Here is a 13,362-nt window from a genome sequence, read left to right on the forward strand (position 1 = left end):
CCCGAAAACAAAAAAATACGCGGTCGTCTTGAAAGGCAATGAAGGCGGGTCATGGCGTGATTAACCAGCCGGCCAAGTATTGTTCAACCGTCATTGAACTTTGGCGTCTGCGAAGCAGTCGATCTCGGACAGTGTAGGTGTCCCGAATTCGATAGAGGGCCCAATGAGTTGCAAGCGCGAGATCACGCTACGCATTGCGCCGTTCAAGGCTTCGGATCCGCCTTCAGATAGGCGATGACGTTGGCGATGTCCTCGTCGCTGCTCAGGCCGGAGAAGCCCATCCTGTTGCCGGGTACTTTCAGCTTGGGAGCGCCAAGATAGGCTTTGAGGTTGGCTTCGTCCCAGACCAGGCCGGCCGCGCCGGCGTCCTTCATGGCCTGCGAATAGTTGAAGTTCTGGGCGGTGCCGGCGGTGCGGCCGACGATACCGAGGAGATGCGGGCCGACCTTGTCGCGGTCGCTTGCCGCCTCGTGACAGGCCATGCAGCGGTAGAACACTTTCTTGCCAAGTGCTGCATCGCCGTCGGCCAGCGCGGCGAGGATACCGGCCAAGTAAATGACAAGGCCTGATGAAATGGCTCGAAGCATGGCGGTTCCCGGCTGGCTCTGGCTGAGGGCAAAATAGGCTGCAGGCCTTAACAAACGCCGTATGCCGCTGGATAGCAGCCGGGCTCAATCCGTGCGCGGGATCGCCGCGACCGCCTGCTTGACCTGCTTTTCAATCGCCGCCGACGAATGATTATCGCGCACGAAAGCGCGGCCGATCTCCGCCATCTCGGCGGCCGCTTGCGGGCGTGTCGCGAGATCGATGATTTTCGATGCCAACTTGCCGGCATCGTCGCTGGACAGGAAATGCCTGCCCGCCTGCAGGCCAAGCCCTTCGACGGCCTTTTCGGTGGCGGCGACGACAAGGCCCGCCGCCATCGCCTCCAGCACCTTGATGCGGGTTCCGCCGCCGAAGCGCAGCGGGATCGGCGCATAGCCGGCACGCCCAAGCAATTCCGGCAGATGCGGTGGGTTCTCGATCAACCGCAGACCATGCCTGGTGCATAGACCGCGCACGACATCGCGCGGGTTTCTGCCGGCGACGGTGATCGACCAGGGCCGGCCGGAGGCGGCGAGGCGCGGCGCCATCGCGCGGCCGATCTGCTTGACGGCGTCGATGTTTGGGAAGTAGCCGAGATGCCCGATGAAGCACAGGCTGAGCTCACTGAAGCGCTCGGCAGCAATCGGCAGGGAAAGCACGCTCTCGTCTGGAATGGGGTTGGCGACGAACCTGACGTCGTTGACGGGGCCGAGAGCGGACAGAAGCGCTTCGTCGGCCCGCGAACAAACCCAGACCTGGTCGGCCATGGCAACTGCACACCTGTCGGCCTCGCGCGCCTCTGCCTTCCTTCGCCTGTTTTGGCGCCAGTCTCGAATTTGCTGCCACAGCGTCAGGCCGGCGATCCGGTCGGACACCGTCCGGGAATCAATGTTGTGCTGGTCAAGGACGGTGCGCGCGCGATGCTTCGGCGCCAGCGTCAGCAGCTGCGAAAGCACGATCTCCTCGATTACCACGAGATCGGGCGCGAATTCCCTCCAGATGGCGTCGGCCTCGGCCAGCTCGTCGTCCGGCATCATATGCACGGTCGGGTGCGGGCCGCGCCTGCCCCAGGGCGCCCTGCCGCGCGCTGCCTCGATGATCCGGTGACGGATGTTCGGCGGTGTGGAGGCCGCCGGGGCGCCAGTCAGGCTTACCGTAAGGACTTCGCCCATCGTTGCCAAAGCGCGTGCATTGACGGCGTTCCGGATCTCGCCGCCGGAGATCGGCGGAAACGGGCAATCGACTGTGAACTGCAGAATTTTCATGTTGCCCCGGCGTTCAGCCTCTGGTGAAGCCAATGAAATCGTCAGGCGCGGCACGGCCCATTTCCTCTTCCCAGTGGCGGCGGCAGAGCGAGACATAGACGTCCTTGCCGATTGCCACCTGTTCGCCTTGTCTGGCCACCTTGCCGTCAGCGCCGAGACGCACGACCATCGTCGCCTTGCGGCCGCAGCGGCAGATGGTGCGCACTTCGCGCAGATCGTCGGCGATGGCCAGAAGCGCTCGCGAACCGGAAAACAGATTGCCCTGGAAATCGGTGCGCAGGCCGTAGCACATCACCGGGATGTTCAGCCGGTCGGCGATACGGGCGAGCTGCCAGACCTGCTCTTCCTCGAGAAATTGCGCCTCGTCGACAAAGATGCAATGCACCGTCGTATGTTCGTGATGCTCGGCGACGCGAGCGTAGAGATCGTCGCCGTCGCGGAACATCTCGGCCTCCGTCTCCAGGCCGATGCGCGACGAGATCAGCCCGGTATCGCCCTTTCTGTAGTGGCCGGCGACGAACAGCATCGTCGTCATACCGCGTTCGCGATAATTGTAGGACGCCTGCAGCAGCATTGTCGTTTTGCCGGCATTCATCGTCGCATAGTGGAAGTAGAGCTTGGCCATGCCGTCCTTTTAAGCCGAGTTGGCGCTGTGCGGGGAGAGGGCACCGCTGCATTTCATGGGAAAAGCCGTCTGCCATCGAAAAAGCAGCAGGCGTGTCGCTGTTTGGCCAGTCCGCGCCGTTGATCGTGATTGTCTTAGCGCTTGAAACCACACCAGAATGGTGTTTGGCTGACGAAACAAAGATCGGAAGAGCACACGTCTGAACTCNATCCGGAGAGCTGCAAGGCGGTGCGCCTTTCCGATGTCGGCTGGACCGACATCCAGGCAACCACCGGCGTCGCTTCGGTGCTGCTCACCGCGCTCGGCTACGAGCCGCAGACGATCCAGCTGTCGGTGCCGGTGACCATGGCGTCGCTGAAAAACAAGGATCTCGACGTCTTCCTCGGCAACTGGATGCCGTCGATGACCAACGACATCAAGGACTACACCGCCGATGGTTCGGTCGAGACGATCGGCACCAACCTGACCGGCGCCGGCTACGGCATCGTCGTACCGACCTATGTCGCGGAGGCCGGCGTCAAGTCGCTGACCGACATCGGCAAGTTCAAGGACAAGTTCAACGGCAAGATCTATGGCATCGAGGCGGGCAATGACGGCAACCGCATCATCCTCGACATGATCAAGAATCCGAAGGACAATCTCGAAGGCTTCGAGCTGGTCGAGTCCTCGGAAGCCGGCATGCTGACGCAGGCCGAGCAGTCGATCAAGAACAATGAGTGGATCGCGTTTCTCGGCTGGACGCCGCACCCGGTGATGGGCGCCATGAAGCTCACCTATCTCGACGGCATGGGCGACAGCGGCTTCGGCGCCGCCACCGTCTACACCAATGTGCGCAAGGGCTACACCACCGAATGCCCGAATGCCGGCAAGTTCATCGCCAACCTGAAGTTCAACCTGGACATGGAAGGCGAGATGATGGACGCGATCCTGAAGGGCGGCGACGCCAACACGGTCGCAGCCGACTGGCTGAAGAAGCACCCTGACGCGGTTGCGCCGTGGATTGCCGGCGTCACCACCTTCGATGGCGGCGATGCGGCAGCGGCGGTCAAGACCGCGCTCGGAAGCTGAGCCGACTAATTCGGCCAAGCCGAACCAGGAAGGGCAGCCAATCTAGAAAAGGCTGCCCTTTTTCATATCCTGTGAGAAGATGACCTAATGAGAGCGGAGGCCGGAAGCAGGCGGTCTCTCGCATGAGAGGGGCGATATGGATCCGATTTCGAAATTCATGGTCGATCACAAGATACCGATCGGCGCCTGGGGAAAGGCGTTCTTCGGTTTCCTCACCGACAATTTCGACACCGTGTTCAGGGCCTTCTCGAATGGCCTCAATTTCCTGCTCGACGGGCTGGTTGGCATCCTTTTGATGGTGCCGCCGGTGCTGCTGGCGCTGATCATCGCCATCATCGCCTGGCTGCTGCAGCGCTCGCGCCCGCTGGCCATAGGCGTCTTTCTCGGCCTGATCTTCATCATCAACCAGAACCTCTGGAAGCAGACGGTGCAGACGCTGGTGCTGGTCGTGGCCGCCGCCGCCATGGCGATGGCCATCGGCGTGCCGCTCGGCATCTGGGCCGCGCACAAGCCGAAGGTCTACCGCATCATGCTGCCGGTGCTCGACCTGATGCAAACGCTGCCGACCTTCGTCTACCTGATCCCGGTTCTGACCCTGTTCGGTCTCGGCAACGCGCCCGGCCTCATCGTCACCATCATCTTTGTCATCCCGACCGCGGTCCGGCTCACCCATCTCGGCGTCGTCTCGGTGCCGAAGTCGATCATCGAGGCCGGCGAGGCGTTCGGCGCCACCAAGCAGCAGCTGCTGTGGAAGGTCGAGCTGCCCTCGGCCTTGCCGACCATCATGGCCGGGCTGACGCAATCGATCATGCTGTCGCTGTCGATGGTGGTGTTTGCAGCACTGATCGGCGCCGGCGGCCTCGGCACTGAAATCAACCGCGCGCTCGGCTCGCGCCGCATCGATCTCGGGCTCGAGGCGGGCCTGGCGATTGTCGTACTCGCCATCGTGCTCGACCGGATGACGCGTATCGGCGTTGGAGGCAAGAAATGACCGTCGCCGTCGATTTCAAAAATGTCGATATCGTCTTCGGCTCCGACCAGGCCGGTTCGCTGGCTCTGATCGACGGCGGCGCCACGCGCGCCGAAATCCTTGAAAAGACCGGCAATGTGCTGGGTTGCGCCGGCGCCAGCCTGACCGTGCATGAGGGCGAAATCTCGGTGCTGATGGGCCTGTCCGGCTCCGGCAAGTCGACGCTGCTGCGGGCGGTCAACCGGCTCAACGTGGTGTCGCGCGGCCAGGTGCTGGTCAAGGACGGCGACAATATCGTCGATGTCGTGACCTGCGATCAGGCGACGCTGCGGCGGCTGCGGCAGAAGCAGGTGGCGATGGTGTTCCAGCAGTTCGGCCTGCTGCCTTGGCGTACGGTGGAAGAGAATGTCGGCCTCGGCCTCGAACTCGCCGGCGTGCCGGAGCAAGAGCGCAAGGAGCGCGTGCAACGCCAGCTGAAACTGGTCAATCTCGACCAGTGGTCGAAGAAATACGCGCATGAGCTGTCCGGCGGCATGCAGCAGCGCGTCGGCCTGGCCCGTGCCTTCGCCACCGAGGCGCCGATCCTGCTGATGGACGAGCCGTTCTCGGCGCTCGATCCGCTGATCCGCACCAAGCTGCAGGACGAATTGCTGCAGCTGCAGGCGGAGCTGAAGAAGACCATCATCTTCGTCAGCCATGATCTGGAAGAGGCGCTGAAGATCGGCACCCACATCACCATCATGGAGGGCGGTCGCATCGTGCAGACCGGGGCGCCGGAAGACATCGTGCTCAAGCCCGCCAATGACTATGTCCGCGACTTCATCGCCAATGTGAATCCGTTGTCGGTGCTGACCGCCTGGAACGTCATGCGCGACAGCCGCGACCTCGAGCACGGCGATAATGGCTGGGTGTGGCTCGACCGGCGCAAGACGACGCGTTTCAAGATCGACGAGCACGGGCTGGTGGCGGCGGCGGAACGCGACGGCAAACCGGCGGTATGGGTGTCGTGCGCCGATGTCGAGGCGCAGCCGGAGGAGACGGCGCAAGTGTTCTGGGCCAACCCCGGGACCTCGCTGAAGACGGTGATGCTGGCCATGCACCGCTCGCAGACGGCACCCGTGGCGCTGTTCGACGACCAGTCGCGCTTTGTCGGCGCGATCGGGATACGCGATGTGCTGAGCGCGGTGTTGCGGCGCTAGATCATGATGAGATTTGGTTGAAATCTCATCATGATCTAACCCTTTGTTGGAGCATGATCTTTTCCAAAAACCGGTACCCACTTTTTGGGATCATGCTCTAAGCCAGCCCGATGCGCGTGGCGCCGAGCTTGAACAGGGCTGTGGCATCCCGGTCGAAGCGGAAGGTGTCGATGAAGTCGTCGGCTCGGTAATCCGGAAGCGTCTTGCGGATGGCGGCGGCGAAGTTTTTCGCCTCGTCCAGCCGCCCAGCCAACGCCAGGCAGTGGGCGGCGATCGACAGGATGATGACATGTGCGTTGGGGCGGGCGGCCGCCTTCAGCGCCCATTCGGCCGCCTCGTCGAACTGGCCGAGGCGGACATGCGCCATGGCGCGTGCGCCCAGCATGCCGAACAGCATCGGGTCGAACGGCGACAGATGGCGCGAATGATCCGACGATCCGATCGCCGCGTGCGGGTCGCCCGACTGCGAATGCACGAAGGACAGCGCATAGTGGCCAAGCGCGAAGTTCGGGCTGAGGTCGACGGCTCTTTGCAGTTCTAGCACGGACGCATCACCCTCGCCGCGCAGCCACAGCGCCCGGCCCATCGCCCAGTGCGCGGCGGGATTATGATCGTCGACCAAAACGCTCTGGCCGGCCGCCTCAAAGGCAAGCGCGCTGTCCTGGTCGCGGTCGCCCCAGCGCTGGAAGGCGCTCTGCCAATGGGTGAAGGACAGGCCGGCATAGGCGCGGGTAAAGGTCGGATCCTGCTGCAGTGCGATGCCGAAGAAATGCCTGGCCTGCTCGTTTTCGCTGCGGGTGAAGCGATACATATGCCAGAGTCCTCGATGGTAGGCCTCCCAGGCATTGAGCGAATTGGGCGCCTTCAGCATGGCGCGGTTGCGCTCGACCATCTCTATCTCGGATGAGATGAAGGCCACGATGCTGTTGCCGATATCGTCGAGGACAATGAAGATGTCCTCGGGCTTGCGCTCGAAGGTCTCGGCCCAGACGATCCTGGCCGTGCGCACCTCGACAAGCTCGACGGTGACGATCAGGCGGCCGGTCAGGCTGCGCACCGTGCCGGTGGCGACATAGTCGACATCCAGCCTGCGGCCGGCATCTTCCGGCGCGATGTTCTTTTCTGCCAGCGCAAAGACCGAGCCCCGGGCGATTACAAAGAAGTCCCTGAGCTTGGCGAGGCGGGTAATGATGTCGTGGGTCAAGCCGTCGGCCAGCCCACCACAAACGCCGCCGGCATCTTCGGCAAATGGCATCACGGCAAGCGAAGCTTTGTGGGGCGCCGCGGCTTCGGTGGGGGCACGCGCGATCGGGCTGTGGCCCGCCACCGGCGCTACCGCAGGCTGTGCCGGCAAAGTCGCGCAGTGACGTTCCGCGCGAATGGCAAGCCACGCCTGGCGCACAGGGCCAAAATCCAGCTCTTCCGATTGGAAGAGCGATGCTGCTGCGGCAAGATGGTCCTCGCAGGCACCGAACTGGCCGCGCCGCGCCAGCCTCACCAGGAGTGCGACATGGGCGCTGCTGTCGAACGGGGTCAATTCCAGCCATTTTTCGAGATGGGCGGAGACGTCTTCGGAATCGGCCGGCAGCGTCTTGACCAGATGTTCCAGTATAGCAGCTTGGCAGGAACCGAAACGGCGGCGCTGCGCGGTCAGCCAGCTGTTGAAGAGAGGGCTGCGGTCGATCTCCAGCCCTTCGAGGAAGTCGCCGACGAACAGGTCGGAGAGCAACTGCAGTCGCGTCGGCTCGAGCGTTTCGATGCCTGCGGCAGCCGCCGCCGCGACATCCAGAACGTCGACTGAGATGCCGTCGAGATCGAGCGCGATCGTATCGCCCGATGTTTCGATCCTGCGGCGGCCCGGTTCGTCGAGCGCGGCCCGCAGCTTGCTCAGGCACCAGCGCAGCTCACCCCTGGGATCATTTGGAACATCCCACAGCAACTCGCAGAGCTTGCCACGTCCGACCGGATGGGGCGCCAGCGCCAGATAGGCCAGCAGCGCGCGCAGCTTGCGCGATGCCGGCAAGACCACCGGGACGCCGTCGCGCGCAATTGTCGGCGGCCCAAACAGGCGCACGACAACACCTTGATGGCTGCTCGCCAGGCTCGATTCCACGCCAGATACCACGCCTGCTCCCACGCTGACCTGCCGGCCCCTGCTTTACCACCGAGCACGACAAAGTGCACCCGGCTCGCAAAATTTGTGCGCCGAATGTGGTGTTTACCACACTGCCGCACGTCAAGGACCTGTAGTGCGGCAAGGTGTCGAAATCTCGCCGCCCAAACCGCCGGTGTGTAACCGGCCCGTGAGCAAGAACCAGGAGTCTACCATGTTGCATCAGCAGAAAATCAGAACCACGGCCGGCCGCGGCCGCCTGTTCGACAGCATTCTCGACACCATCGGCGACACGCCGGTCATCCGCGTCAATAATCTCGGACCGGCGCACGCCACCATCTACGTCAAGGCCGAGTTCTTCAATCCGGCGGCGTCGGTGAAGGACCGGCTGGCGCTCAACATCATCGAGGAAGGTGAACGCACCGGCGCGCTCAAGCCTGGACAGACCATTGTCGAGGCGACCAGCGGCAACACCGGCATCGGTCTTGCCATGGTCTGTGCGCAGAAGGGCTACAAGCTGGTGGTGACGATGGCCGACAGTTTCTCGGTCGAGCGCCGCAAGCTGATGCGGATGCTGGGCGCCAAGGTGGTGCTGACGCCGCGCGCCGAGAAAGGCTTCGGCATGTACAAGAAGGCGGTGGAACTGGCCGAAGCCAATGGCTGGTTCCTGGCCCGCCAGTTCGAGACCAAGGCCAACGCCGACATCCATGAAGCAACCACGGGACGCGAGATCGTCAACGATTTCGCCGGCTCGCGGCTCGACTATTTCGTCACTGGCTACGGCACCGGCGGCACCGTCGCCGGCGTGGCGCGGGTGCTGCGCCGCGAGCGGCCTGAGACTCGGATCGTGCTCACCGAACCGGTTAATGCGCAGCTTGTCGGCAGCGGCAAGCCGCAGATGCGTGGCGCCGGCGGAGCGCCGGCCGCCAGCCATCCGGCTTTCGAACCGCACCCGATCCAGGGCTGGACGCCGGATTTCATCCCGCACGTCCTGCAGGAGGCCATCGATGGCAACTTCTATGACGAGGTGATGCCGATCGCCGGGCCGGAGGGCATGAAATGGGCCAAGGCGCTGGCGCAGCAGGAAGGCATCTTCACCGGCATTTCCGGCGGTTCGGCTTTTGCCGTGGCGCGCCAGATCGCCGGCACGGCACCGGCCGGATCGGTGATCCTGTGCATGCTTCCCGATACCGGTGAACGCTACATGACCACGCCTTTGTTCGACGGCATCGAGGCCGAGATGAATGCGGAAGAGCTTGCTCTCTCGCGCTCGACGCCCGGTTGCCAGTTCCCGGCATGATGACGCGGGAGCAAATTGCATGGACGCGATGCCTGGACACTCGGCTACCAGTACCGAGGAAACGCTTGACCCCTCGGACTGGGCCGATGTGCAAAGCCTGTCGCATCGGATCGTTGACGATGCCGTCGCTTACCTGCGCGATGTCAGGCAACGGCCGGTGTGGCAGGAGATGCCTGGAGATGTGAGGGATTTCTTCACCGCCTCGCTGCCGCAATTGCCGACCCCGCTTGCCGACATCTATGGCGATGTCGTGGACAAGGTGATGCCCTATCCGATGGGCAACATCCATCCGCGCTTCTGGTCCTGGTATATGGGGTCGAGCAATTTTACCGGCGCGATCGGCGATTTCCTGGCGGCAATCCAGGGCTCCAATCTCGGCGGCGGCAACCATGCCGCCGCCCTGATGGACGGCCAGGTGGTCGACTGGTGCAAGCAGATGACCGGCATGCCGGCTTCGGCCAGCGGCACGCTGGTCAGCGGCGGTTCGATGGCCAACATCATCGGGCTGACCGTGGCGCGCAACACCAAGGCCGGCATCGACGTGCGCGAGCACGGCGTTGCCGCCATCGAAAAGCCGTTGCGTTTCTATGGCTCGGACCAGGTCCATTCCTGTCACCGCAAGGGGATGGAAGCGCTCGGCCTCGGCAACAAGGCGCTGCGGCGCATTGCCAGCGACGCCGGACTTCGCATCGACATCGAAGCTTTGCGGGCGGCGATATCGGAAGATCGCGCGGCCGGGTTCAAGCCGGCCTGCATCATCGGCAATGCCGGCACTGTCAACACCGGCGCCATCGACGATCTGCAGGCGCTGGCCAAGCTGGCGCGTGAGGAGGACCTCTGGTTCCATGTCGATGGCTGCATCGGCGCGCTGATCGCGATCGCGCCCGAGAATGCGTATCGTGTCGCCGGCATCGAATGGGCCGATTCCATCGCGCTCGATCCGCACAAATGGCTGCATGCGCCTTTCGAGGCAGGCTGCGCGCTGGTTCGGGATAACTCGGCACATCGCAAGACCTTCGCGGTGACGCCGGAATATCTGGAATCGACACCGCGCGGGTTGGCCTCCGGCCAATGGCTGCACGACTATGGCCTGCAGACGACACGCGGCTTCAAGGCACTCAAAGTGTGGATGGCGTTGCGAGAACACGGCGTCGAAAAATTCGGCCGCCTGATCGACCAGAACATTGCGCAGGGGCAGTATCTCTCAGGGCTGATCGCGGCCGAACCAGCGCTCGAACTGACGGCGCCGACCAGCATCAACATCGTCTGCTTCCGCTATCGCGCGGATGGTCTCGATGGCGAGCGCGCGAAATCGCTCAACACCGAGATCATGCTGAGGCTGCAGGAAGACGGAACCGCCGCCATTTCCGATACCACGGTGCAAGGCCGGCATTGCCTCAGGGTGGCGATCAACAACCACCGGACCCGGCGCGAGGACCTCGACCTTCTGGTCGCCGAAACGGTTCGCCTGGGTAACGAGATCGCTTCTGCCTGACCGGCCATGGGGTAGTTCTCAGCCGCTGGCGGCCTCCTTTAAATCGCCCTCCGTGGCGGGAAACGTCACGCCGGGAAGGTAGAATGTAATCGGCCGGATCTCGTACACTGCCGAGGGGTTCACGCGGCGCAAGTCGCGCGCGGCTGCAATCGCCGCCTCCTGCGTGGCGCAGTCGAGGACATAAAGACCCAGCAATTGTTCCTTGGTCTCGGCAAACGGCCCGTCGATGACGATGCCGTCGCCCGGACCACGCAGCGTGACGGCCTCGGCGGTGGCGGCCAGTCTTGCCGCCGGCCCAAGCTTGCCTTCGCGGGTCAGCCTGGCGTTGACTTCGAGCAGGTCGTGCATCAGCGCCGCATCCTGCTGCGGCGTCAGGGACTCGATGGTCTGTTCGACGTGATAGGCCAGGATGGCGTAAAACATGCGGCGATCTCCTCCTGTTCGAGCGGCCGCACTATTGCAAGGGCGGGTTGGTTGATCCACCCCCGGTGCCCAGCGAGACGCTAGTCTGCTGCCTTATGCCGCCAGCGGCAGGCTGAGCTCCGTCAGCAGGCCGCCGCGAGGATGGTTGGACAGGTTGACATCGCCGCCGGCGGCACGCGCAATGTTGCGGGCAATGGTCAGGCCTAGCCCGAGACCGCCGGTCTGGCGGTTGCGCGATTGCTCCAGCCGCACGAAGGAACCGAACACCTGGTCGAGCTGCGCCTGCGGTATGCCCGGCCCCTCGTCGCGGATAACCAGCGTGACCGTGCCGTCCGACTGCCGCAGGCTGACATGGGCTTTCTTGCCGTAGGTCACGGCATTCTGGACCAGATTGTTGACGCAGCGCTTGAGCGCCACCGGCCGCGCCATGCAGATCATGCCACGCGGCCTGGCGCCGTCATGGTCGAACGTGACGTCCTCGAAACTGTCGGCGATCGATTCCACTAGCGACCAGAAATCGATCCGCTCGCTCTTCTCCTCGGTGACTTCGAAGGTGGCGAAGTCGATGACGGAGCTGGCGATGCTCTCGATGTCGGCGAGGTCGTGGGCCAGCGCCTCGCGCGCCGTCGATCTGCGCAACAGTTCGAGGCGCAGCCGCATGCGGGTCAGCGGCGTGCGCAGATCGTGGGCGAGCGCGGCGGCCAGATGTTCGCGGTCCTCGACATAGTCGCGCAGCCGGACCTGCATGGCGTTCACGGCTTTGGCCGCGGCGCGGATTTCGCGGCTGCCGGTCTCGGCGATCGGCGGGCTCTTCAGGTCCGTGCCGATCCGGTTGACCGCCGTTTCCATCATCCGATAGGGCGCCGTCAGCCGGCGCAGCGACCAGATCGACATGATCACCACCAGGGCCGCGATCAGCGAATAGAGCGGCAGGCTGTCGAAGCTCAATATCGGTCCGACCGGCGTGTTGGGCTCGGTGAAATTCAGCCATTGGCCGTCGGCGAAGCGGACAGATGCCGTCAGCTTGTCGCTCTGGGCGAAGCTGGCCGCCAGCGATAACAGGTCACGCTCCACCGCGCCGACATCCTTGGTCACGGCCACACCGCCAGGCGCGTTGGCTGCCTGGGTTGCCGGATCGCGCCGGACGCGGGCGTCGGTGATGCCGAATTTCGACAGCCGCCCGACCAGGATGTCCTCGAGTTCGGCCAGTTCGTCGTCGCCGGCGATCGACGAGGTGACCGCGGGCGTGTCCGAAACGGTGAGCGCATAGGTGGCGTTGAACAGACCGGAGGCCGTCAGCTTGCGCTGCTCCGGCGTGTCGTCATGCATCAGCTGCACCAGCGAATAGGCGCGGTCGTTAAGCCGGTAGAGATCGACCTCGTCATTGGCGACGGCGCGATCGCGCGAGACGATATAGAGCGTAGCGACCTGGCTGATCAGCAGGCCGGCAATGACGATGAGCAAAACCCAGACCGGCAGGGTTTGCGGCAGGAAACGTCTCATTCGGAGGTGGTCTCGGGCAGAAACTGGTAGCCTCCGCTGCGCACGGTCAGGATCAGTTTCGGCGTCTTGGGGTCGTCTTCCATCTTGCGCCTGAGGCGGCTGACCAGGATGTCGATGCTGCGATCGAAGGAATAGTCGCTGTCGCCGCCGGAAAGCTCGATGAGCTGGTCACGGGTGAGCACTCGCTGCGCGCTTTTAACGAAGGTCTGCAACAGGTTGAACTCCGCCATCGTCAGCTCGACCCTGACGTCGCCCGGCGCCATCAGCCGGCGGCGCGAGCAGTCCATCGTCCAGCCGGCGAAATGATAGATCTGCTTGGTGGTGGCGCGCTTCGGCTCAGCAGCACCATTGCGCCTCAAAACGGCGCGGATGCGGGCCAGCAGCTCGCGCGGATCGAAGGGTTTGGGCACATAATCGTCGGCGCCCATTTCCAGGCCGACGACGCGGTCGGTGGTCTCGGTCACCGCTGTCAGCATGATGATCGGCGTCGAGTAGCTGGCGCGCAGGTCGCGGCAGAGCTCCAGCCCGCTCTTTCCCGGCAGCATCACATCAAGCACGATCAGGTCTACCTGCGTGCGGCGCAGTATGTCTTCCATCTCGACGCCGTCGGCGGCAACCGTGGTGCGCAGGCCCCGCTTCTGGAAGAATTCCTGAAGCAGGTCGCGAATGCCCTTGTCGTCGTCGACGATCAGTATGTGCGCATCGGATTTCACGGCGATCCTGTCATTGCTGGCGGCCGGTCGGCGGCTGCCTTCTGAGTCTGCTTCTGTGGCGTCACCCACACGATAGAATTCTGGCCACATGTTGGCCAGCGGC

The 13,362-nt window shown here is 63.7% G+C and carries 11 protein-coding genes and 1 pseudogene; 5 read left to right on the plus strand and 7 right to left on the minus strand.

The features are described from left to right. Positions 1-203 precede the first annotated feature (203 nt). The 3 genes from X726_RS154600 to X726_RS154590 form a co-directional block, all read right to left on the minus strand. Positions 204-587, minus strand: coding sequence for a cytochrome c family protein (locus X726_RS154600; protein ID WP_023669991.1), 384 nt, complete (start codon positions 585-587; stop codon positions 204-206). A gap of 84 nt (positions 588-671) precedes the next feature. Next, positions 672-1,850, minus strand: a complete 1,179-nt coding sequence (locus tag X726_RS154595; protein ID WP_023669992.1) for a glycosyltransferase — start codon at positions 1,848-1,850, stop codon at positions 672-674. 13 nt (positions 1,851-1,863) lie between these two features. Continuing rightward, a complete protein-coding gene (locus X726_RS154590; RefSeq protein ID WP_023669993.1) occupies positions 1,864-2,475 on the minus strand; it encodes a thymidine kinase in 612 nt (203 codons plus the stop codon). Between the two features lie 210 nt (positions 2,476-2,685). Here X726_RS154590 and X726_RS154585 point away from each other — a divergent pair. The 3 genes and pseudogenes from X726_RS154585 to choV all read left to right on the plus strand — a co-directional run. Further along, a pseudogene (locus X726_RS154585) lies at positions 2,686-3,543 on the plus strand (choline ABC transporter substrate-binding protein); the annotation flags it as partial. Between the two features lie 136 nt (positions 3,544-3,679). After that, the gene (gene choW / locus X726_RS154580) at positions 3,680-4,534 is read left to right on the plus strand and encodes a choline ABC transporter permease subunit (protein WP_023669995.1); all 855 of its coding nucleotides are present in this window, start codon (positions 3,680-3,682) and stop codon (positions 4,532-4,534) included. Next, positions 4,531-5,712 carry a choline ABC transporter ATP-binding protein gene (choV, locus tag X726_RS154575; RefSeq protein WP_023669996.1) on the plus strand — a complete coding sequence of 394 codons (1,182 nt, stop codon included), beginning with the start codon at positions 4,531-4,533 and terminating at the stop codon, positions 5,710-5,712. The genes choW and choV overlap by 4 nt, the downstream gene beginning before the upstream one ends. Before the next feature lie 97 nt (positions 5,713-5,809). Here choV and X726_RS154570 read toward each other — a convergent pair whose 3' ends face one another. Next, positions 5,810-7,837, minus strand: a complete 2,028-nt coding sequence (locus tag X726_RS154570) for a transcriptional regulator (RefSeq protein ID WP_050588536.1) — start codon at positions 7,835-7,837, stop codon at positions 5,810-5,812. Positions 7,838-8,039: 202 nt separating this feature from the next. Between X726_RS154570 and X726_RS154565 the strand changes: the two genes are divergently transcribed. Together X726_RS154565 and X726_RS154560 are read left to right on the plus strand one after the other, a co-directional pair. Next, positions 8,040-9,125: a pyridoxal-phosphate dependent enzyme gene (locus X726_RS154565; protein ID WP_023669998.1), complete on the plus strand. Its 1,086-nt coding sequence runs from the start codon at positions 8,040-8,042 to the stop codon at positions 9,123-9,125. A gap of 19 nt (positions 9,126-9,144) precedes the next feature. Next, entirely contained in the window at positions 9,145-10,620 is a 1,476-nt protein-coding gene (locus tag X726_RS154560; protein WP_023669999.1) for an aspartate aminotransferase family protein, read from the plus strand. An 18-nt stretch (positions 10,621-10,638) separates the two neighbouring features. Here the strand turns inward: X726_RS154560 and X726_RS154555 are convergent, their stop codons facing one another. The 3 genes from X726_RS154555 to X726_RS154545 all read right to left on the minus strand — a co-directional run bounded on the left by X726_RS154555 (position 10,639) and on the right by X726_RS154545 (position 13,259). Next, a complete protein-coding gene (locus tag X726_RS154555) occupies positions 10,639-11,043 on the minus strand; it encodes a YciI family protein (RefSeq protein ID WP_023670000.1) in 405 nt (134 codons plus the stop codon). A 93-nt stretch (positions 11,044-11,136) separates the two neighbouring features. Next, positions 11,137-12,546, minus strand: a complete 1,410-nt coding sequence (locus X726_RS154550; protein ID WP_023670001.1) for an ATP-binding protein — start codon at positions 12,544-12,546, stop codon at positions 11,137-11,139. Beyond that, entirely contained in the window at positions 12,543-13,259 is a 717-nt protein-coding gene (locus X726_RS154545) for a response regulator transcription factor (protein ID WP_023670002.1), read from the minus strand. Before X726_RS154545 ends, X726_RS154550 begins: the two co-directional genes overlap by 4 nt. Positions 13,260-13,362: the final 103 nt, after the last annotated feature.

The sequence above is a fragment of the Mesorhizobium sp. LSJC285A00 genome (genome assembly GCF_000503155.1).
GTDB lineage: Bacteria > Pseudomonadota > Alphaproteobacteria > Rhizobiales > Rhizobiaceae > Mesorhizobium.

Coding starts and splice junctions, on each gene's coding strand:
- X726_RS154600 (WP_023669991.1), bottom strand. CDS start 587: ATGCTTCGAGCCATTTCATCAGGCCTTGTCATTTACTTGGCCGGTATC.
- X726_RS154595 (WP_023669992.1), bottom strand. CDS start 1,850: ATGAAAATTCTGCAGTTCACAGTCGATTGCCCGTTTCCGCCGATCTCC.
- X726_RS154590 (WP_023669993.1), bottom strand. CDS start 2,475: ATGGCCAAGCTCTACTTCCACTATGCGACGATGAATGCCGGCAAAACG.
- choW (WP_023669995.1), top strand. CDS start 3,680: ATGGATCCGATTTCGAAATTCATGGTCGATCACAAGATACCGATCGGC.
- choV (WP_023669996.1), top strand. CDS start 4,531: ATGACCGTCGCCGTCGATTTCAAAAATGTCGATATCGTCTTCGGCTCC.
- X726_RS154565 (WP_023669998.1), top strand. CDS start 8,040: ATGTTGCATCAGCAGAAAATCAGAACCACGGCCGGCCGCGGCCGCCTG.
- X726_RS154560 (WP_023669999.1), top strand. CDS start 9,145: ATGGACGCGATGCCTGGACACTCGGCTACCAGTACCGAGGAAACGCTT.
- X726_RS154555 (WP_023670000.1), bottom strand. CDS start 11,043: ATGTTTTACGCCATCCTGGCCTATCACGTCGAACAGACCATCGAGTCC.
- X726_RS154550 (WP_023670001.1), bottom strand. CDS start 12,546: ATGAGACGTTTCCTGCCGCAAACCCTGCCGGTCTGGGTTTTGCTCATC.